The organism is Paenibacillus sp. FSL K6-1330 (assembly GCF_037976825.1).
In the GTDB taxonomy this organism is placed as follows: domain Bacteria; phylum Bacillota; class Bacilli; order Paenibacillales; family Paenibacillaceae; genus Paenibacillus_AQ.
On the sequence record NZ_CP150269.1, the window covers coordinates 5379443 to 5400050 of the forward strand.

A 20608-nucleotide genomic window follows, 5' to 3' on the forward strand; every position below is an offset into this window, starting at 1 on the left:
ATATTCAACATTTAAGAGCGTTGTGCACCTGCGTGCAGTGCCTGAGCGGAGTATTCGTGAATATACGATGTCAACTCACGCAGTTTCTCTAGCGAAGCCTCCGGGAATAAACCGTGCCCTAGATTAAACACAAAGCCGGGCTCCTGAATCCCTTGATCGATAATCTCCTTCGCATACTGCTGGATGACCGGCATCGGTCCGGTCAGAACGGTCGGGTCCAGATTGCCCTGAACAGCATACTTATGCTCTAAACGGCTGCGTCCTTCTGCAATGGACACTCGCCAGTCGAGACCGATGACATCCGTGCTGAGATGCGTAAGCGTAGGGAGCAGCTCACCCGAGCTCACGCCTGGAAAATAAATTTTCGGAACACTCAGGTCCTGAAGCTCCGCAAAAATACGCGTAATCGTTGGTAGGACAAACGTTTGGAAATCCTGTGGAGACAATGCCCCCACCCAGCTGTCGAACAATTGAAACGCTTTCCCGCCGTTAGCGACGTGGGCACGCAAATAAGCGATCACCATATCCCCAAGTTTGTCCATCAGCGAGAACCATACCTTCGGCTCACTGTACATGAGCTCTTTCGTGCGAAGATAATTTTTGGATGGTCTGCCTTCGATCAGGTAGCTGGCAATCGTGAACGGAGCGCCGGCAAATGTGATAAGCGGCACTTCCAGCTCCTTATCCAGGATACGGATCGTCTCCAGGACATGTCCAAGATCCCCCTCGACATCAATCGGGCGTAGTTTCTCTACATCCGCCGCAGATCGGATCGGATTATCAATCACCGGGCCGATATTTTTCACGATATCGAAGTCTACCCCGATTGAGGCAACGGGATTCATAATATCGGAATATAAAATAGCCGCGTCTACACCAAGCTTCCGTACGGGCATCAAGGTTACCTCTGCCGCCAGCTCCGGTTGACTGCATATTTCCAGTAAGGAGTACTTTTCTTTAATCTTTCGATACTCCGGGTCGTAGCGTCCCGCTTGACGCATGTACCACACAGGAACATGATTCACTTCCTGCTTACGGCAAGCGCGAATGAATTGATCGTTATAGGTCATGATTAGGCCCCCATCAATGTGTATAAAGTTTCCTAAATTTCATTATGCCCTTTTTAAAAGTAAGTAACAACCGTCTTACATGGACATCCTATGAAAATCACATGACAATCTTATGACATTGTTAGCTTTTGGCACTTTTTAAATATGTTATACTGAAAGAACGGCATTTTTAGGGTACTCCCGCAATTCGCCCGGTCATTCCGGGCTCGACAGCTTAGAAAGGAAGTGAAGGGCACATTGACCAATTGGAAAATCAATCTCATTGTGCTTTGGTTCGGACAGTTTTTGGTCAACTCCGGGATGACAATGATCACCCCGTTCCTGACATTATACCTGGCGCAAGACCTGAATGTTGTTGGAGACCGGGAAATAGGACTATGGGCAGGATTGATATTCGCCGCCAACTTCCTGACATCATTCATTTTTCAACCGATCTGGGGAAAAGTCGCAGATAAATACGGACGCAAAATCATGCTGCTGCGCTCCGGCTTCGGCATGGCGCTGGTCATTGCCTGCATGGGCTTTGCTACCCATCCATGGCATCTGCTGGTTCTGCGTTTGCTGAACGGTACCATATCGGGATTTAATCCTGCGGCGATATCGCTCGTATCAAGCACGACGCCAAAGAATCGAATGGGATTTGCGATGGGCATCATGCAGTCGGGACAAGTTGCAGGCACCATTCTCGGTCCGTTGATCGGCGGACTCATGGCCAGTTGGGTCGGATTCCGGCCAATCTTCTATATCACCGGCGGACTGATCTTTGCCGCTTCGATGCTTGCCTTGTTCCTGGTTAAAGAAAACTTCAACCGCGAGCAGGCAGCCAAGGCGCCGCAGCCCTCGGTTATTGCCGGGCTTAAAGAGCTGAGCCACATTCCGCAGCTGCCGGCGTTATTCGCCGTCACGTTCCTGCTGCAATTCGCCATGATTAGTCCCATGGCACTGCTCCCGCTGTACGTTCAGAAACTGCATGGAACCGCGGTGGATATTGCGATATGGGCCGGGTTCGTTGTAGCCGTAACGGGGCTGTCAAACATGATCGCCTCCCCGATTCTCGGCAAGCTCAGCGACAAGGTCGGTGCGCACCGCATCTTGACCTACGCCTTGATCGGTACGGGACTTACGCTGATCCCGCAAGCCTTCGTTCAATCGGTGTGGCAGTTGATTATTGTGCGGTTCATGATGGGCGTCTTCATGGGCGGGCTGCTGCCGAGTGTCAACGCGCTGATTCGCTCTTACACGCCGGACGGCATGGAAAGCCGCTCCTTTGGTTTCAATACAAGCTCGCTTGCGCTTGGCAACATGCTGGGCGCGGTGATCGGCGGATTCTTATCCGGTTTCATCGGAATCGAAGGATTGTTTATTACTTCCGGCTGCCTGCTGATCATCAATATGATGTGGGTGAGACGAAAGCTGTTCTCGCAAAAGCCTTCGCCCAAATATCGTTGATCCCCCTGGGTCTGTCATCTAGATGGAGCGAGTCTCCCAAACCAAACAACAAAGGGCTGTCCCGTGGTCTACATCGACCCGTGGACAGCCCTTTGTTATATTCATGTACCCGTCAAATCACCTACATCCATGGGCCATGCGCCGGATTATACCAGGCGGCAAGCTACAAAATGACCCGATGCACTCCTTCCAATGGTTATCTGATCGTCCAGCACATCTCGCTATTGATTGTTTCATCCTTTAACTCGTGCAAGGATCAGCCCGTCATAAGCGGGCAGCAGCGTGCTGATCAGCCTCTTGTCCGTCGCGATGACTTCATTAAACCGGCGTACCGCTTGAACCGAAGGACCGTTCTTCTCCGAGTTCAGTGTTCTGCCGCGCAAAAAGCAGTTATCCCCAGCTATAAGCGCACCCGGATTCGCAAGCTCCAAGGCATATTCCAAGTACAGAGGATAGTTCTCCTTATCCGCATCAATAAAGAAAAAATCGAATGTCCGCCCTTCCTGCTTCAAAGCTTCCAGACTATCCGCCGCCGGACCGATGCGGTACTCCACCTGATCCTTGAATCCGGCCTTCTCCAGATGCCTGCCTGCAAGTTGCGCATATTCTTCCTTCAGCTCGAGTGAGGTGAGTTTGCCGTCCGCAGGAAGCCCTCGGCACAGACAGATGCCGCTATAACCGCCAAGGGCACCGATTTCGAGAATATTTCTAGCGCCGGCCGTCTGTACCAGCATGGTCAGCAGTCGGCCATATACCGGTGCCACCGAAACCTCCGGCATCCCATGCTCGCGGATGACCTCTATCACGAACTGAAGCTCTTCATCTTCAGGGTATAATTGGTTAACATAATCATCAGGGGTCGTAAGCAATGAATCCGCCTCCTTTGTCTTCATAAGATGCGTTGTTTCCCGTTAAACCTAACGAGAACTATCATATGATAATTGTCTTAGTCAATGCAATCGCCTATACTATATAGATTGAACCGGCGGCGACTATCGCCGTACACATGTTAAATGGAGTTGACGTCGTTAATGCCTCGATTACAATTGATCGCGACGGCCCCGATGGGGCTGGAAGCTGTCGTTGCCCGCGAGTTGAAAGAGCTCGGGTACACCGACATGGAAGTAGAGAATGGTAGAGTTACCTTTTCAGGTGACCTGATTGATATTTGCCGCTGCAATCTGTGGCTCCGGACGTCGGACCGTATTCTCGTCAAGATGGGTGAGTTTAAAGCCTTTACCTTCGACGAACTCTTTGAAGGAACCAAAGCTCTTCCATGGGAAGAGTGGATTCCGGCGGATGGCGAATTTCCTGTGGAAGGGCGTTCCCATAAATCGCAGCTTAGCAGCGTTCCCGCCTGTCAGGGCATCGTGAAAAAAGCAATCGTGGAGAAGCTGAAGCTCTCGCACCGTACGGAATGGTTTCCCGAGGACGGCCCCCGTTATGTAGTCGAGGTTTCTCTCTTGAAGGATCGAGCCATACTGACCCTTGATACTACAGGACCAGCCCTTCATAAACGTGGCTACCGCAAGCTGGTTACGGAAGCTCCGCTGAAGGAAACCATGGCTTCCGCCCTGCTGCAATTAAGCCGCTGGGGCCCGCATCGTCCGCTGTATGACCCATGCTGCGGTTCGGGCACCATTCTGATCGAAGCCGCCATGATGGCCTGGAATATTGCGCCCGGCCTGCGCCGCTCGTTCCCGTCCGAGCATTGGGATATCATCGGAGACAACCTCTGGGAAGATGCGCGCGAGGAGGCTTTTGACGCTGTGAAGGACGATATTCCGCTGCATATCGCCGGAAGCGATATCGACCCGAAAGCGATCGAAGTAGCCAAAGCCGCCGCCAAAAGTGCGGGACTTGCCGGCGAAATCGACTTTAGAGTCCTCCCTGCTGCCAAAGCCATACCTGAAGGTGAATATGGTTGTATTATCACCAATCCACCCTATGGCGAGCGGTTAAGCGAGAAAGAAGAGGTTGAACGTCTCATTCGCCAGCTCGGATCCGTAACGCATTCACTCCCGACCTGGTCCTTCTTCGCGCTTAGCCCGACCAAGCAATTCGAGCATTACTTCGGCCGCAAGGCGGACAAGCGCCGCAAGCTGTTCAATGGCCGGATCGAATGCCAGTATTATCAATACCTGGGCCCCTTGCCGCCGCGTAACAAATCGGCGGAATAACGAAATGACGCTTCCTGCAATCGCCGCCCTTGGGCGGCTTTTTTGCTCGGTCATCCAGGCCAAGCTATAATAAAAAGATGTTTTTGAAAAAAGGAGGATACCCACGTGCTCTCATCCCCATCATGGAGCGATATCCGAAGCCGGGTCTCCAAAGGGCTGCATTACCGATACACCGCATATTTATTATTCCTTATCCTCATGATGTACAAGCTGATCATGCTTGATCATCATCTCCATATTACCAACATGAAGCTGGATCAGACAGACTATGTGATCGCTGTTGGCTCGCTCCTGCTGATCTCCTTCTGGACCTTGTGGCTTCCGGCAAGAGGCCGGCTTGCGGCCTTAACTTTCTTAAATCTCTTATGGACGGGGATTCTGTACGCCGATTTGATCTATTATCGCTACTTCGATGATTTCATTACAGTGCCGGTACTTATGCAGGCCGGACAAGTCGGTTCCCTCGGGGATAGCATTCGTTCCCTGATTCATGCGTCCGATCTGTTCTTTTTTATCGATTGGCTTATGATCGTCCCATTTACTGCCGTGATGGTGTTCCGCAAACGGAGATCCACCTTGGGAACTTACACTCTCCCGGGTGAAAATCGCCAGCATCGGCGGAACCGGATCATTCGCCGTTTGGTAACAGGCACACTTGTGTTCATCCTCGGCATGGTCATGACTTTCATTCCGATCAAGAAAGCGTCCAATACATGGGCCGTTGGCCTCTTTGAAGGCAATTGGTGGAATATTACGCTGTATAATGTGACGGGACTGATCGGCTTTCACGGTTATGATATCTACCGTTATGGACGAGATCATCTCGTGGGGCAGCCCAAGCTTCCGGAAGAGGAAATCAATCAGATCAAGGCATGGTTTGATGCTAAACGTATGGAGCCGTCCGATACGGACGCCTTGTTTGGCAAGTATAAAGGCAGCAATGTCATCATGATTCAGACGGAGGCCTTCATGAATTTTGTCATCGGCCAGTCGATCGGGGGGCAGGAAATCACCCCTAACTTCAACCGTTTGATGAAGGACAGTATGTATTTCAGCAATTTTTATCATCAAACCGGTCAAGGGCGAACGTCCGACGCGGACTTTGTCACGCACAGCTCCTTGCTTCCGCTGCCTACAGGTTCCGTATTTACGCGATATGCTGATCGCGAGTACGATACCCTTCCGGAGATTCTGAAAGAACAGGGCTATGGCGCAAACGTGTTCCATGCCTATGACAGCAGCTTCTGGAACCGTACCACAATGTACCGAGAAATGAATTACGACCGGTTTTACAGCAAGAAAGATTTTGAAATGAACGATGTGCAGGGATGGTCATTGAGCGACAAAGCGTTCTTCGCGCAATCGCTGGATGCGATGAAAGGCATCAAAGAGCCCTTCTATTCCTTCCTGATTACGTTAACGAGCCATCATCCGTATTATGTCCCCAAGGATGGGGTGAAGCTGGATACAGGGGCTTTTGAAGGCTCAATATTCGGGAACTATTTGCAGTCGATCCACTATGTTGACGAAGCATTCGGCCAGTTTGTCGAGCAGATGAAACAGCAAGGACTGTGGGATAACACCATATTGATCATCTATGGGGATCACGACAATTCGATCAAAGAAAAAGCGGACTATGAGAAATTCCTGGGACGAGAACTGAATGCACTCGACATGGAGCAAATCATGAATCAGGTTCCCCTGCTCATCCGCCTGCCTGATGGGAAGCAAGCCGGAGTATATCCGGAAGCCGCTGGCATGATGAACGTGACACCAAGTATTCTTCATCTTCTCGGCGTGCCAAAAGAACCGTATTACTGGATCGGAAGCCATCTGTTGGATAACAAGCCGCGTCTAATTCCGCTGCGCAGCGGCGCATTCTCCGATGAGAAAGTGTTCTACCTGCCAACCGAAACGGCCGGACTTGAAGGGGGAACCTGCTACGATCTTGCGACGCGTCAGCCGACCGATATTCAGGCCTGCCGTGAAGGTTATGATAAGACACAGGAGCAGCTGCGTATTTCCGATCAAGTGATCACGTATGACCTGCTGAAGTTATTTAAATCACAGGGCGAAGCGAATGCCCGATAACCGGGCCTAACATTAACAAATTCCAAATTTTATTCAGCCTCTGATCGCTGTTGACTGGGGCTGCTTTAAACCAAACCAACCAGGCTGATCATATCCATCAGCCTGGTTGGTTTTTCGAGCTAGGCGTGTCCGAAGAGGCACGCCTAGCTGCATTTATGAAGAATCATCTTTTTACTGGTAACATTTCTTATATCAAGCCCGGCGGGTAACCGACTCAAGATGTTTTCTCCGATTGACAAGCGTTCCGTACATCAGCACAAGCCCCATCCATGCCAGGCTAGCAACAATCCCGAGTGTCATATAGGCAATGTCAGGTGCAAAGAGTCGTATGGAATTCCAAGGGGAGCTTGTCAGACGCGTGAAGAGCGGAATGATGCCAGCTGACATCGCAAATAGAACCAAACTCAGCGGAAGCGTGAGATATAACTTCAAGTTGCGTTTCTTCATTCTTAGCAGCAACCATATCAGAATAGCGAGCAGGATGAACAAAGTTCCCGCCAATCCCCAAATCATCGGATGGACTCCAGCGGAAGGAGGTTTCGGGTCTTGTCCGTCTAGTATCCCCCTCAAATCCTTTGAGACCTGAGACAATCTGGCTTCCTCCAAAATGTGATTCTTGTTGGTTAAAATAACGGCCCCTACGCCCCGATCAGGGATGAAGAAGATTTCCGCCCGTGCCTCCGGCGTTGATCCGGAATGCCATACCAGAGTCTCGCCTTGGTCCGTCTCGCTTATTCTCCAGCCAAAACCATAGGCGCGATCCGGTCGATGCTGAACTAGAGGCGACAGGAGCAGCTCCTTATATTCTCGACGAAGCAACATGTCGTTATCTTGGAGCAAAAATTGGAGATACCGTGCCATATCGTCGATACTCGCCGTGATATAACCATAAGAAGCACCGCTATTGTCATAGGGAACGCTGCTCACTCGCGGATAGCCGAACCAGGATTGATACCCTTGTTCAAACCCGGATCGAACCGCCCGCTCCTCATCGGCTGCAGCTGTACTCATGCCCAGCGGGCCAAACACATGCTGCTCCATATAATCGGCATAGGATTGACCCGACACCTCCTCCAGAACTGCACCCAGGATCATATAATTGGCGTTACTGTATTGATGTTGTTCCCCTGGCGCTCTGCTAAGCTTCGCGTGGGAGAGATTGCGCACATTCTCTTTCAGGGCAGAAGCATCCTTCGCACCCACATCGGAATACTCCATGCCCGTATATGTACTATATCCGCTCGTCTGAGCAAGCAATTGCCTTATCGTTATTGACGACGCCTCGGAAGACGCTTCGGCCGCAAACCATGGCAGATAGGTCCCAATGGACTCATCCAAGTCGACCTGGCCCGACTCCACAAGCTGGACAATCCCTAACGCCGTCATGGATTTGGAGATGGATCCGAGGAAAAATGGAGTATTGGAGCTGACCGTGCTGCCTTCTGCTGTAACGCCATAACTGTTTGTATACAGCGTGTCCCCATCCTGTACGATGGCAACGGAAAGGCCCGGAATTTGATATTCCTCCATCATCGCTTTCATGTAGAGGGCAACCTTATCGGTCATGCCTTCATCCGCTTCGACAACGTTCCCCCATGTCGGAAGTAGAAATGCTAGAACGGTTACAACGACATACGTCCACTTCTTTCTCATAACACGCTTCCTCCTTTTGTAAAACGGAGGGCACGTCTATGTTTTCTTTTACCAAAGACGTAGACCAGAATCGTAACGAGCACCGATATCGAAAGGCTGGATACGATCAACATCATATTCCACCACATCTGATCGGATATCCGGTACAACAGATTGAAGCCGGTTATCTCAAACCCCTTCACCCATGCCGTCGTTAATGAGAAGGAAAACAACAGCTGACATAGGATATAAACGGCCGCAAAGACCAGTGGATATTTCATAAAGCCCCATACACTAAGCCGCCCGCTACGCGGTTCCGGTTCTTCAGGAACAGACTCGAGATCCCTGGCGTCTTGTACTCTAACCAAACCTTGCACCTCTGCATAATCCCTGACATACATATTGGGAGAGCCCAGATCTTCAAGACCATTCTCCCCGTGCTCCCTGCTTGCCTCCAGATGCTCCTGGATCTGTTCGACAACGGCCTCGACCTGGCTTGACGTCATTTCGTATCGTTTCAACTCGCGGCGAACGGCCGCGATAAATTGTTCTTCTTCATAGGATAATATCATGATCTCTGGCTCTCCTGTTCCACGCCATCTTCAAAACGCTGCACATTCGATGAAAGCAATGATCGAATATCCTGCTGCAGCTCCTGCCACTCCTGAATTTTCTTATCCAGAAACAAATCTCCGCTAGGCGTTATTTCGTAATACACTCTGGCTTTACCGCTCTCGCTAAACTCCCTCGTATCCGTCACCCATCCCTGATCTTTCAGCTTGGACAGGATTGGATAAATGCTTCCTACTCCCTTCAATTTCAGTCGGTGTTTCTCCAGCTCCTTCATAATCTCGTAACCATAACTCTTTCCATGACTCAGAATGGCCAATACGCACATTTCCAAATGCCCTTTAATTAAACTTGTTCTATCCATGACAACAATTTAACAAAAATATATATCGGAATCAAGTATATAATTCAAATACGTATATCAATATGTAAAAAAGCCCGTTCATTAGCTCGAAAGCTATTGAACGGACTGCACAGGATCATAAACTACTTTTTAGCTGAACGAAGCTTGGACAGACGTTCCTTCTCATCGCCTAACAACTCTTCCGCCAATTCCACCGCGTTCCGATTTCCCTGCTCAATCACCTGGGAAACCGCTTGCTCCGTATGGGATAACGAATTCTCCGCTTGCTGAATCAGCTGTTCCGTCGGATGGGACATTGCCGAGGATACGGCACGGTGCAGCTTCTCCACGGAATCTAGCGCGCTGTTGCTGGGACTGTTGGAGTGTAGACTGGAATCGTGACTGTTCATGACGGATGCTCCCTTCTAAAGTTGTTGTTCCCGTTGCCCTCTTAGCATGGATGGCTGAGCCAGGAACTATACCCGTAGAATGGGAATTCCACTTTAACTTCAATGCAGATGTGTTAAACAGCCTGTTTGTTATTTCACAAAAGGCAGCGCCTTTGCCAGCACTTCATCCTCTGTAGGCGCGCTGACATAACGGCCATTGATATACATAAATGCTCGTTTGCCGCAAGGACCGCAATAGGATTTACAGCCGATCTTAATGTCGGCATCCGGTACCATTTTCTTAATTTTCGGGATCATTGTCTTCAACTTCGTATGTCTGCACTTCTCGCAGACTCGAATATCATTAGCCATTGTTCATTACCTTCTTTATTCTGAAGTAACCTAGTGGTCGCCGTGATTGCCTTGGGACGGATTCGTAATTACAAAGCCTTCCTCAGGAAAATAAAGATAGTCGATTTTGACGCCGTCCAGGAAAGGTTGTCCTGCCTCCAAAATGACGTCGATCTCTTTATCTGTGGATACGATGACATCATTTTCCTTAGGCGTGTCCAGATCCAGGCCGTAGTGGGCATGATCGCCATGCGCATGGGTAACCAGCACGCGGAGTTTCTTATTCTTGTTCTCTTCCTTGTCCAGCTCTCGCTTTAACACCTTGGCGGCATTACGGGTAATTTTACATTTCACGTATATTCATCTCCTCACGGATGTTTCATTCAATATGTTATTGTAGACCCCTGCCAACTTTTTCGCAAGGGTCCGAGCCGTATTGTTACCGCCCGAAGCTCATTTACCGTACGCGCTTGGCGGGGCCCTGGTCCTCACCGATCAGACCTGGATATTTCCGTTCGACACGGGATACGAACCAGTTCATCAGCAGCATCGTGACTCCGATGTCATCGATCGGCAGCAAAGGCATAAAGTCCGGCAGCACCCAGTACAGCACAACGGGGACCAGAAATAAAAGCTTGTCCCCGAGTGCAACCCGGGAAGAGGCTAAATACCCGAATATCCGCTGGAATACATGCGACCAGCGCCGAAGCGACCATAATCTTCTCCACTTCATATTGTTCCCTCCATTCCAGGCAGCATGTCTATATCATTACCCAATTAGCAAATCTCTAAGAAATCCCGGAAACACGGTATTCCGGTGGCTGCAGCAATAAAAGCGCGAAAAGAGGCCACTGCCTTGTGATCCATTAAAGCAGCGGCCGTATTCTTCTATATTTTATACGTTGAATAGACCTATTCGTTTCAAACGATCTTATTCCAAAGACATAAACGCAGCTAGAATAGAACCCACCTCGACGCACAGATCCTCGAAATCCTCAAGCGGCAGCGGATTCATCCCATAACCAATCTCCACGGTAAAGCCCGGCCTCCGGTAATGCTGAATGAACCAATCCTTGTATCCTGCATCGCTGCCCTGCAGCTTCACCGGCCTGTAACCGCCGGCCTGACCTAATCTTCGGGCCATGTCCTCACTCTCCGGAGGTTCGTAGTCTCTATAATTCCAATAGATTTCCCTGCCTTGGCTGTGCAGGGAAATGGCCCGTTCCGGAGATATCGATAAAGTATGCTGATAGACGGCCTCGGCTTCTGGCTCACTTAGCGGCTTTGTCCCCGCATAATCCTGCGGCGACGGATGGATCTTGCCCCTCCGTGCGACTTCCTCATTCCAATGCGCAGGGAATTGATCCCCCAAATCCACGCCGTTAATATTAGCCTTCCAGCGGCGAAAGTCCTCGCGCCCGCCATTCCATTCGAGCAGACGCTCATAATATGGATGAGAAGGGGTAACGCCTTCTTGGACAAGCTCTACCCCATCCGGGTTCGCCATCGGCACGATCCATAACGTATAGTTCCGGTACCACGCATTCGGATCCTGAAAATAAACCGGTGACTCTTGCGATAAAGCCTTGCTATATTCCTCCATGAATCGCATCAGACAAGGGGTTGTGATCCATTCATTGGCATGCAGTGCTGCATTGATGTGAAGGTTTTTAGGGCCTTTGCCGATTTTGGCCGCATAAATGGGTTTGCCGAGCACACTTCGGCCGATGACACTCCACTCGATAACAGGGTAGCGAAGCTGCATCTCTTGTATATCACGTTCCAGATCCCCCGGTCCGTATTCGCCGGTTAATCGTATCATGCGCCTATGCGTGGTACCCGGCAGAACGATCGTTTTTCCCTGTGGCAGATGATGAGCTGATAATCCGGGATTCAGTTCTTCCAAGGCTTCCTTCCGAAACCGGAACGTACTGGCAATACTATCAAAGGTATCATGTTCCTGAATGACATACCTTCGGCGCAACGATGCAGGAAGATAGAGCATTTGCCCCTGCTGGAGATACGGCTGCTGCGCCGCCCATGGATTCGCCGTAATCAGCTGTTCATACGCCAGACTATATCTGGCAGCCACGCGTCTTAGCGTGTCGCCTTTCTGTACGACATATTGCTGCATAATGGATTCCTTTCCGCGGCAAAGCCGCTTCAATTAGCGTCCATTCCATGTATATGAGCAGCCGGTTGTCCAACATGTATGATGCAAAAGATCAAAAAAGGCTCCGATATCCCTATCCTTTTGGAAACTTAGCACTGGAAATAATGAAGGCAGAACAAGGTGTTATCCCTTGTCCTGCCTGCGCTTGCTTGCTCTTATTCATTCCAGATAAGCTCTAAGGTATGAACGTGAATTATAGCTTCGTAATTTGCCAGACAACAGGTGTCCGCTTGATATGCTCTCCGAGCCATTCGGTCGCAATGCTCTGAAAAATGACCGGATCTCCTGTACAGAAAAATTGATGCACCGGGCTCTCCATGCTGCTCGCGAGCTGGCCCTTATCGTACAGAATCGTGCTAACCTCGCGAGCCGTTTCATCGGCGGAGCTGATCAGTTTCACGGACGGTCCCATAACTGTCTGGATCGTATTCATCAGGAACGGATAGTGAGTACAGCCCAGGATCAGGCAATCAATGGAGGTATCCTTGATGCCTCTCAAGGATTCTTGCACCACCTGCAAGGCATCCTTGGATCGGAACAATCCGTGTTCGACGAGCGGTACCAGTTCGGGACAGGCTTGACTTTGCACCTCGACGTAAGGCGAGAGCTGTTTCAGAGCCGCTGTATATGCTCCGCTGCCAATGGTTCCGACAGTACCGATGACGCCGACGTTACCGGTCTTCGTTGCGCTTATGGCGGCACGCGCCCCTGGGTGAATGACACCGATGACCGGTACAGGCACTTTGGACGAAATATAATCAAGCGCCGCCGCCGTAGCCGTATTACAGGCGATCACAATCATTTTAGGATCATACTGAATTAAATAATCTACAATTTGCTCCGTAAATAAACGGACTTCTTCCGGCGTACGGGGTCCGTAGGGTGCGCGGGCTGTATCTCCGAAGTAAATAATTTTCTCTCTCGGGAGCTGTCTCATCACTTCTTTAGCGACAGTCAGCCCGCCGACACCCGAGTCTAGTATTGCGATTGCTTGCTGCACGAACCCACCGCTTCCTTCTTGTCAAATTCATGGTTTACAGTGATACCATATGTCATTTCGGATCGAAATGTACCTTAAATCTTACCCCAATTCCCCCCTATCTTCAACAAGGGTGCCGCTCCCAAAAGACTGTTGGTTAATTGTTCAAGTAATTGTAGGACTCTTGCGCCGGTCGCTGACCGTAGGTAGTTTATACTATAATAAGCGCGCGTATAGTAAAGGAGAATTCTACGTGAATGACAACATACATCATACCGACCTTATGGAAGCTGCGAAGCCGTTTATCGAGCTTTGTTATGCTGAATTAAACCGCACCCCGGAAGAAGCCGAGGACCGGCTCATGAACATCCGCTCACAGATCGAGCTGACAGGTACATATGAGCATACGCTTGAGGAACTGACGCATGGAGCCAAAATGGCTTGGCGAAACAGCAACCGCTGTATCGGCAGACTGTTTTGGGATCGCCTCAAGGTATTCGATGCCAGGCACTTAACGGAGACCTCTGACATTTTCTCGGCACTCCTTCACCATATCGAGAGTGCCACCAATGGCGGGAAAATCATGCCTACGATTACGATTTTCAAGGCTGCACGTCCAGGGGAGGCCCCGCTTATTATCAAAAACCACCAGTTGATTCGGTATGCCGGTTACGAAACGGCCGAGGGGACGATTGGCGATCCGGCTTCCCTATCCTTCACGAAGGAATGCATGGAGCTGGGGTGGCAGGGAGACTTGACCGACTATGATGTGCTGCCGCTGGTTGTGCAGCAGGGGAATGAGCCGCCGGAGTGGCTCGCGATACCGAAATCCTACGTGCTGGAAGTCCCTTTGGAGCATCCCGAACTTCCTGCTCTTAAAGCGGAAGGGATAAAATGGTATGGGGTGCCTCTCATCTCAGACATGCTGCTTGAAATCGGCGGCATTATGTATACGGCCGCACCGTTCAACGGCTGGTATATGGGAACCGAAATCGGAGCCCGTAACCTTGCAGATGAAGGGCGCTACAACAAGCTTCCGCTTATTGCCAAGCTGATGGGGCAGGATACTTCCAGCGAAACTACCTTATGGAGGGATCGCGCATTGGTTGAACTCAATGCTGCCGTGCTCTATTCCTACAAAAAAGCGGGCGTCAGCATAGTGGACCATCATTCGGCAGCAGCCCAATTCGGTTTGTTTGAACAGCGCGAACAGCAAGCCGGGCGGGAGCTCACAGGGGATTGGAGTTGGTTGATTCCTCCGGTCTCGCCGGCTACAACCCATATTTTCCACACCTCTTATCATAACGACATCCGTTCGCCGAATTTCCATTACAGGAGCAAAGGGCAGTAATCGGGGCTTTATTTCGAATCGTTTATACACAACAAAGCCGGGGCTCATTGCCGCCCCGGCCTTCATGTATTTTGATATGATCCTTATCCTCGTAAATGAGTGCTGAAGCGGTCATCTGATCCCGGATTAATCGTTGACCTTCACTTCGGCAGCAGTGGACACATAAACCTCTTCTTCAAAATCCTCGTCAAACGCGGAGACCTGCGCAATTTCCTCATCTGCCATCCAGCTTTCTTGCCGGTTGCGCCAGGACTGAATGTCGGAGATCACATTCTCTGCCCGATCCGTCATAATGCCGATCAGGTTAACGCCCTGCTCTCCTACCTTCTCTGCTGCCTCCTGCACCTTGCTGCCGATGCCGCGGGCGCCGTCGGCAATGTCATTCCGAAGCTCTTTGCCGGATTTTGGAGCCAGAAGAAGTGCGGTAACAGAACCTGCAACACTGCCGATCAATACTCCCCAGAGGAGCCCTTTGCTCTTCTCTTTCATATTCCATCTCTCCTTCTATTTGGCTTGCCCTTCGTCGGACTTGGAGGTGTATTTGTTCCATGAATGCCAAAGCGTCATTCCGGCATCAACCCACCGGAACACCTCCCCGATCTGCCGTTCATTATCGAGGCGAGCACGTTCCAGATGCTCAATGGCAGTTATGGAAGCTTTTTTCCCTACAGCATGAACCGCATCGGCCGTCTTGGCTACCGCTGACGCAGCATCGGACATGGAAGCGGCAATAGCTTCGCTCGCTGCCAGCTGACGCTGAATCATCTCTAACGAGACCGATGCCTGCTCCAGCACCTGCGAGGCTTCTTGACTCAATCGGCTACTGTCTTCCTCAAGCCTGCCCAGCGTGGTCTCGGCCCGCCCGATCAGCTTTTTAACCGACAGCATCATGATCACCGCCGCAACCGCGATCAGAACGATGCCGATAGCAGCGGCCAGCGCACTCCATTCTGTCATCGGGAACTCCTCCTTTCGTCCGACCGGGCGAATGCCTAGTCGCTTGATGCATTATAAGCAGTATGGGCTTGTCTTGACACAACATCGGCGATTTTTTTATTCCAGCAGAGAAAAACCACGAGTATCCCCTACAACTTCGGAACATCCCAGCCGCTTGAGATAAAGACAACAAAAAAACAGACCGTTCAGGGATTACCTGAACGGTCTGTTATGGATGAATCGTATGGAAGAGCCCATGGCGCGTCATGGATATCTCTTTTTTAAAACTATACAAGCCTCAGTACATCTCGTTCTTTAAATACTCACGGACATTTCCCGCAAACTGCTCCAGCACATCAGGCAAAATCGTGGTTAAAGAATGAAGCGCATGCCTGTCCCAATCATAGTAGTCCTGCACGAGCGGTTTACGCAATCGAACCAGCTCCAGCAGCACCTTATGAACCTCTTCAGGGAACACCTTTTCCTCATGATTAATATCCATGATATCTTCATAACTGCTGGCATCCCGCATAATAAATCCGTCAATCAAGTAGCTGCCGACATCCGTTACGACTTCGATCGCCAGATGAAGCGCACGCTCCTGAACCAAGCCCAGCACCAGGCCTCCGTCCCATGATTGTGCCGCAGCACGCAATCCTTCCGCGATTTCGGGAATCGCGCTCAGACGCCGTTCAATTTGTTCTTGATTCACATAATACACCGCAAATCTCCTCCAGCCTGTTGTTGTAAAGTCTATATCATTGCCTACACTTCAAAATCAACGCTAAGCGTATGATCTTTCACCGTATTGATGTATTGGATCACTTCCTGGTGAACAGGATGAACGGCATATGCTTGTAAATCTTCAAGATTGTCCACTTCAACGATCAAAGCCAAATCATAAGAGCGCTCGGAGCGAATAACATCGGCACCCGCCTCAAGGGATCTTAGCATCGGAATCTTGCCATCCATATCACGCAGCACCTGCACCGTCTTCTCAATATTCTCGGCGGATGAATCCTTCAATTTGAAAAAAACAATATGTTTAATCATCGTCCGTTCCTCCATCTCTAGCATTTATGTAAATCTTTCGTATCTATCATACCCCGTTCGTCCGGAAAAAGAAATCGCTACCACCAACATAGCGGACATATCAGCTGCGCCAGATCTAGCCAAATAGGAGCACGTTCTGACTTACGCCAGAACGCGCTCCTGAAATCGAATTCTATTTAAGGGAACAACCGCTAAAATCACGACCCTAATTGGTTCAGCATGTTCTGGGCAATCCAGACGCCGGCGGCTCCTGCCTGAGCAAGACCCCTGGTAATTCCGGCACCATCCCCGCCACAATAAAGACCCTTGATTTCCGTCTCGAAAGACTCCGACAGCTTCGGTCTTGCGGAGTAGAACTTGGCCTCCACCCCGTAGAACAGCGTGTGCTCTGACGCAATCCCCGGCGTGACTTTATCAAGCGCTTCGACCATCTCGATCAGGCTTTTCATAGTGTTGTACGGCAGCACCAAGCCAAGATCTCCAGGAACCGCTTCCTTCAGCGTCGGCTCCAGAAACCCTTCACGAATTCGGCCTTCGGTGGATCTCCGGCCGCGGAGCACGTCACCGTATTTCTGTACAATGACCCCGCCGCTGGATAGATCGTTAGCCCGCTTGCATATTTCACGCGCATATTCGTTAGGCTTGTCAAACGGCTCCGTAAACTTATGGGATACGAGCAGCGCAAAGTTCGTATTGGCTGATCCCAAAGCCGGATCTTTGTAGGAATGGCCATTGGCTGCCATAACTCCACTATGGTTCTCAACCACAACATGACCGGAAGGATTGCTGCAGAACGTACGCACCCGGGTTCCAACCGAGGTGTTAAAGATGAATTTGCCTTCATACAAATGCTCATTGATCTCGCGCATGACCACATCCGAGGTTTCCACCCGAACGCCCACGTCCACTTGGTTATTATGCATTTTCAATCTGCGTTTTTTTAATATACCGGTCAACCAGGCTGAGCCGTCACGCCCAGGGGCAACCATCACTAAATTCGCCTCATGGACCTCCCCGCCTTTCATTGTGATACCGGTAATACGGTGGGTTCCGTCTTCTTTGACGGTGACAATGTCCTCGACTTCCGCCCGGAAAGCCATATCAATTCTTGTCTTCAAATATTCATATATCGACTTTAGAATCTCCAAATTCTGCTCAGTTCCAAGATGTCTTACCTGAGCGCGAAGCAGCTTCAGGCCCGCTGCGTATCCACGGTGTTCAATATCCCGAATCGCATGGGTTGTCGGGTCCGTAATGGCAGGTGTCGCTCCATGCTCCAGATTGATGGCGTCGACATATTGGATGAGCTCCATGACTTTGGAGCCAGGCAAATAATCGGTCATCCAGCCGCCAAACTCCGTGGTGATGTTGAATTTGCCGTCGCTGTATGCTCCCGCCCCACCAAACCCGGCTGTAATCGAACAAGCCGGCAAACAACCGGCAAATTCCTTGCGTCCTACTGCCGGTGGACAGAGCTTAATCTTCTCTTCCAGGATCGGGCAGCTTCTCCGGTAAATATCATGTCCCTTGTCAACCAGCAGCACCTTGCTTCCTGGTGACTTCAATGTCAGTTCATAACAAGCGAAAATGCCAGCCGGACCGGCACCAACAACGATAACATCATATTTGCTCATCATATCCCCCTGTGTGTTTGACTGTCGCTTTGCGCACAACACTTCCGGGCACAAAAAAAATCCTGCTCCGAATAGGTATGCTTGCGCATCCTATTCGTAGTCAGGAATTTAAGGTCCCTTGTAGAAACCCCTGAACCTTATTTTCAGGGATATACGAATAAGCATCATTTTTCTTTATCAACCGTAGTTAATATAAAACGAATTCACGAATGAGTCAAGTTAAATAATGTTTATCGTTCGTGTTTATCCTCTTATATTCTGGTTTTACATGCGATTCTCCCCGAGTAAAAACATCAAAAGACGAACAATACATTATAATAATCAAATAAACGAGTAGGTCCATCGGACCATTACATCGGACTTATAAATCATGTAACAACGAAATGGAAACAATTGTTTTATGTTTGGCTATTGAAAAGTGAGTGTCGAATATTGTAGTATTGTGTTAAAAAAATCGGAGGAATTATGCCTACAAAACTGCAGCAAGAAAAACACTCCATTGAGGCGTGGTCCCTGATCAATCGTAAATATTTGGGGAAAGGTGTGCGAGTCAAGCGCTTTCGCCGGCCGACCCGCTGCCAAATTCGCAACCGCGTCCTACTAGCCGTACTTATGGCCAACGATATCAAGTTGTCGCAATTGGCCGAGGAACTGGGAGTATCCTCCCGTAGTGTCAGCGCCTGGGTATATGAGGGACGCGTTCCCGGAAAAAACAACCTGGAGAAGGCTTGTGACTACTTGGGTTATCCCCGCCACATACTCTTCAGAGAGGAACTGCTGGACAAGTCACCTTTAATCTGTCAGCCGGCACCTTCCCGCTTCATGAAACGCACCCTGACACGCTCACCGGTTAGCAACCGGATTCTGACAGGTCTGTGCATGGTTCATGATTTGTCGGTAAGCGATGTAAGCCGCTGGATCGGCGTGCATCCTGGCACATTCCGCAAATGGCTGCACCAGGGCACCGTACCATCCCCAGCGTTCCAGGAAAAAGCGGAGCAGTTCTTCCGTATCCCTAAATCTGTTCTATTCGCAGATTGCGCATTAAAGCAAAATTCCTAATCGAAGTTGCCGTAATGCCATAACCATACTATTATTTCAACCCATGCTCAGCTTGTCGGATCGCTCCGGCTAAGCCGGGCTTATTTTCTGTCATGGCATATTTCTAGACGATCAGGGAATACAAGTAACATTCAGACCGCAATACTTAACTTTGAGGTGACAGACATATGACGTTACGTCATAAACAAATTGGCGCTGCACTGGGATTGCTCACCGGAACAACCATGGGAAGCGGCATTGGATTCCTGCTCGGCTGGCACTCCTTTAATCTGATCGTCTTGGTAACCCTCTTCGGCTTATTCGGAGTTGCGGCTGGTCTTTGGCTAGGCTCCCGAATGATATTCAAAGAGCTCCCTTAATGAATGATATGATATTCATCGTTCTGCCTCTTCCTCGCTGAGAATGGAGGCATAACCACACAAAGAAGACCGGAGGTTTCCGGTCTTCTTTGTTATGAATTAGTTATGGGTCCTTGTATTAACAACATACAATGGTCCAGACACAGCGCCTACGTTCTTGGGAGCTTCAGCAGCTCCATCGGTGATAGCTCCCGTGGCAGGGCTGCTGGCGGTCGTATCCGGTATATCCTGGTCGCTCCAGGTTTTACCTCCGTCCTCGGTTTTGGCTTGACCGCTGAATCCCGTTTCAGGCGAGATGAAATGGAGAAATCCGGCATTCGGCGTGCTTCCAATCCGAATCCACGTCTCCCCGCCATCCGTGGTGCGATACAGATCGTTATTCTCCATCACGGTCCAGGCCTGTTTGCCATTCAGCGCAAAGATTTGGCGTACCGTGCCTTTCGGCTGAGCCTGAACCTCCCATTCCGTACCACCGTTATCACTAAAAGCAATCCAGCCTTCCCCGCCAATCCAGCCCGAGCTATGATTAATGAGCCGGACCGCCGTCACATCCGCTAAATCCACATCGGGTTCAGCGGTCTGATGATCGGGCGATACGTCCGTATCCTCTACTGCAACGACACTGCTTCCCGCGGTGTCATCACCTCCTGAAGCTGAGCCGGAAGGGAGCTCTGTCTCCGGGGTATTCTCATTCGAAGAAATCACCGATTGCTCAGGTACCGGATGCTGAGCCACATTCCCCTCATCCGTTGGTTGACATCCAACAGACAAACTCACAACAACGAGCATCGACAACATAAAGCTAAACCCTATTCGAGGTTTTATCACAAGATCACACCCCTTGTATTCAAAATAACTCGCCCATAACTCCCGCTAACAGGTCTTATATTATAAATCCAACTCCATTGAATTCACCTTAAAGCTGAACGGTTCCTCCTGTTTAGTATAACGCGAGTTCTGCATGAAGAGGAACGAAAAAAAGCTGT

At 50.1% G+C, this 20608-nt stretch carries 23 protein-coding genes and 1 riboswitch; of the genes, 6 read left to right on the top strand and 17 right to left on the bottom strand.

From position 1 onward, the window contains the following. Window positions 1-11: 11 nt before the first annotated feature. Entirely contained in the window at window positions 12-1070 is a 1059-nt protein-coding gene (hemE, locus tag NYE54_RS24510) for a uroporphyrinogen decarboxylase (protein ID WP_339266847.1), read from the bottom strand. Window positions 1071-1307: 237 nt separating this feature from the next. Between hemE and NYE54_RS24515 the strand changes: the two genes are divergently transcribed. Continuing rightward, window positions 1308-2519 (top strand): MFS transporter, encoded by a 1212-nt coding sequence (locus NYE54_RS24515; RefSeq protein ID WP_076325712.1) that lies wholly within the window; start codon window positions 1308-1310, stop codon window positions 2517-2519. A 233-nt stretch (window positions 2520-2752) separates the two neighbouring features. Here the strand turns inward: NYE54_RS24515 and NYE54_RS24520 are convergent, their stop codons facing one another. Continuing rightward, on the bottom strand, window positions 2753-3388 hold the full coding sequence (locus tag NYE54_RS24520; RefSeq protein ID WP_339266849.1) for an O-methyltransferase: 636 nt from the start codon (window positions 3386-3388) through the stop codon (window positions 2753-2755). Window positions 3389-3550: 162 nt separating this feature from the next. On the opposite strand from NYE54_RS24520, the gene NYE54_RS24525 reads away from it, so the two are divergent. Both NYE54_RS24525 and NYE54_RS24530 read left to right on the top strand, forming a co-directional pair. Next, window positions 3551-4699 carry a class I SAM-dependent RNA methyltransferase gene (locus tag NYE54_RS24525; protein WP_215158674.1) on the top strand — a complete coding sequence of 383 codons (1149 nt, stop codon included), beginning with the start codon at window positions 3551-3553 and terminating at the stop codon, window positions 4697-4699. 105 nt (window positions 4700-4804) lie between these two features. Continuing rightward, on the top strand, window positions 4805-6790 hold the full coding sequence (locus NYE54_RS24530) for an LTA synthase family protein (protein ID WP_339266850.1): 1986 nt from the start codon (window positions 4805-4807) through the stop codon (window positions 6788-6790). A gap of 192 nt (window positions 6791-6982) precedes the next feature. Here the strand turns inward: NYE54_RS24530 and NYE54_RS24535 are convergent, their stop codons facing one another. The 9 genes from NYE54_RS24535 to racE form a co-directional block, all read right to left on the bottom strand. Further along, entirely contained in the window at window positions 6983-8443 is a 1461-nt protein-coding gene (locus tag NYE54_RS24535; RefSeq protein WP_339266851.1) for a serine hydrolase domain-containing protein, read from the bottom strand. Further along, window positions 8440-8994, bottom strand: a complete 555-nt coding sequence (locus NYE54_RS24540; RefSeq protein WP_339266853.1) for a hypothetical protein — start codon at window positions 8992-8994, stop codon at window positions 8440-8442. Before NYE54_RS24540 ends, NYE54_RS24535 begins: the two co-directional genes overlap by 4 nt. Then, window positions 8991-9356 carry a PadR family transcriptional regulator gene (locus NYE54_RS24545; RefSeq protein WP_339266855.1) on the bottom strand — a complete coding sequence of 122 codons (366 nt, stop codon included), beginning with the start codon at window positions 9354-9356 and terminating at the stop codon, window positions 8991-8993. The genes NYE54_RS24540 and NYE54_RS24545 overlap by 4 nt, the downstream gene beginning before the upstream one ends. Window positions 9357-9478: 122 nt before the next feature. Further along, entirely contained in the window at window positions 9479-9745 is a 267-nt protein-coding gene (locus NYE54_RS24550) for a hypothetical protein (protein ID WP_076325705.1), read from the bottom strand. A 129-nt stretch (window positions 9746-9874) separates the two neighbouring features. Continuing rightward, window positions 9875-10096, bottom strand: a complete 222-nt coding sequence (locus tag NYE54_RS24555; protein WP_076325704.1) for a DUF1450 domain-containing protein — start codon at window positions 10094-10096, stop codon at window positions 9875-9877. Window positions 10097-10126: 30 nt separating this feature from the next. Beyond that, window positions 10127-10429 (bottom strand): iron-sulfur cluster assembly accessory protein, encoded by a 303-nt coding sequence (locus NYE54_RS24560; RefSeq protein ID WP_339266856.1) that lies wholly within the window; start codon window positions 10427-10429, stop codon window positions 10127-10129. Window positions 10430-10532: 103 nt separating this feature from the next. Then, window positions 10533-10808, bottom strand: a complete 276-nt coding sequence (locus tag NYE54_RS24565; RefSeq protein ID WP_215158683.1) for a hypothetical protein — start codon at window positions 10806-10808, stop codon at window positions 10533-10535. A 198-nt stretch (window positions 10809-11006) separates the two neighbouring features. After that, window positions 11007-12209, bottom strand: a complete 1203-nt coding sequence (locus tag NYE54_RS24570) for a M14 family metallopeptidase (protein WP_339266858.1) — start codon at window positions 12207-12209, stop codon at window positions 11007-11009. 232 nt (window positions 12210-12441) lie between these two features. After that, a complete protein-coding gene (racE, locus tag NYE54_RS24575) occupies window positions 12442-13248 on the bottom strand; it encodes a glutamate racemase (RefSeq protein ID WP_076325701.1) in 807 nt (268 codons plus the stop codon). 262 nt (window positions 13249-13510) lie between these two features. On the opposite strand from racE, the gene NYE54_RS24580 reads away from it, so the two are divergent. Continuing rightward, the gene (locus tag NYE54_RS24580; protein ID WP_339273641.1) at window positions 13511-14578 is read left to right on the top strand and encodes a nitric oxide synthase oxygenase; all 1068 of its coding nucleotides are present in this window, start codon (window positions 13511-13513) and stop codon (window positions 14576-14578) included. Between the two features lie 126 nt (window positions 14579-14704). On the opposite strand, the gene NYE54_RS24585 is transcribed toward NYE54_RS24580, so the two are convergent. The 5 genes from NYE54_RS24585 to NYE54_RS24605 form a co-directional block, all read right to left on the bottom strand. Beyond that, window positions 14705-15067, bottom strand: coding sequence for a YtxH domain-containing protein (locus NYE54_RS24585; RefSeq protein WP_339266861.1), 363 nt, complete (start codon window positions 15065-15067; stop codon window positions 14705-14707). A 15-nt stretch (window positions 15068-15082) separates the two neighbouring features. Continuing rightward, entirely contained in the window at window positions 15083-15535 is a 453-nt protein-coding gene (locus NYE54_RS24590; RefSeq protein WP_339266863.1) for a DUF948 domain-containing protein, read from the bottom strand. 277 nt (window positions 15536-15812) lie between these two features. Further along, window positions 15813-16235, bottom strand: a complete 423-nt coding sequence (locus NYE54_RS24595) for a HepT-like ribonuclease domain-containing protein (RefSeq protein ID WP_339266864.1) — start codon at window positions 16233-16235, stop codon at window positions 15813-15815. A 44-nt stretch (window positions 16236-16279) separates the two neighbouring features. Continuing rightward, window positions 16280-16567, bottom strand: coding sequence for a Dabb family protein (locus NYE54_RS24600; RefSeq protein WP_076325696.1), 288 nt, complete (start codon window positions 16565-16567; stop codon window positions 16280-16282). Window positions 16568-16764: 197 nt separating this feature from the next. After that, window positions 16765-18201 (bottom strand): NAD(P)/FAD-dependent oxidoreductase, encoded by a 1437-nt coding sequence (locus tag NYE54_RS24605; RefSeq protein WP_339266867.1) that lies wholly within the window; start codon window positions 18199-18201, stop codon window positions 16765-16767. 77 nt (window positions 18202-18278) lie between these two features. After that, window positions 18279-18378: riboswitch (purine riboswitch) on the bottom strand. Window positions 18379-18666: 288 nt separating this feature from the next. On the opposite strand from NYE54_RS24605, the gene NYE54_RS24610 reads away from it, so the two are divergent. Both NYE54_RS24610 and NYE54_RS24615 read left to right on the top strand, forming a co-directional pair. Next, a complete protein-coding gene (locus NYE54_RS24610; RefSeq protein WP_339266869.1) occupies window positions 18667-19263 on the top strand; it encodes a helix-turn-helix transcriptional regulator in 597 nt (198 codons plus the stop codon). Between the two features lie 167 nt (window positions 19264-19430). Continuing rightward, window positions 19431-19622 carry a hypothetical protein gene (locus NYE54_RS24615; protein ID WP_076325694.1) on the top strand — a complete coding sequence of 64 codons (192 nt, stop codon included), beginning with the start codon at window positions 19431-19433 and terminating at the stop codon, window positions 19620-19622. Between the two features lie 99 nt (window positions 19623-19721). Here the strand turns inward: NYE54_RS24615 and NYE54_RS24620 are convergent, their stop codons facing one another. Beyond that, on the bottom strand, window positions 19722-20450 hold the full coding sequence (locus NYE54_RS24620; RefSeq protein ID WP_339266871.1) for a hypothetical protein: 729 nt from the start codon (window positions 20448-20450) through the stop codon (window positions 19722-19724). Window positions 20451-20608: the final 158 nt, after the last annotated feature.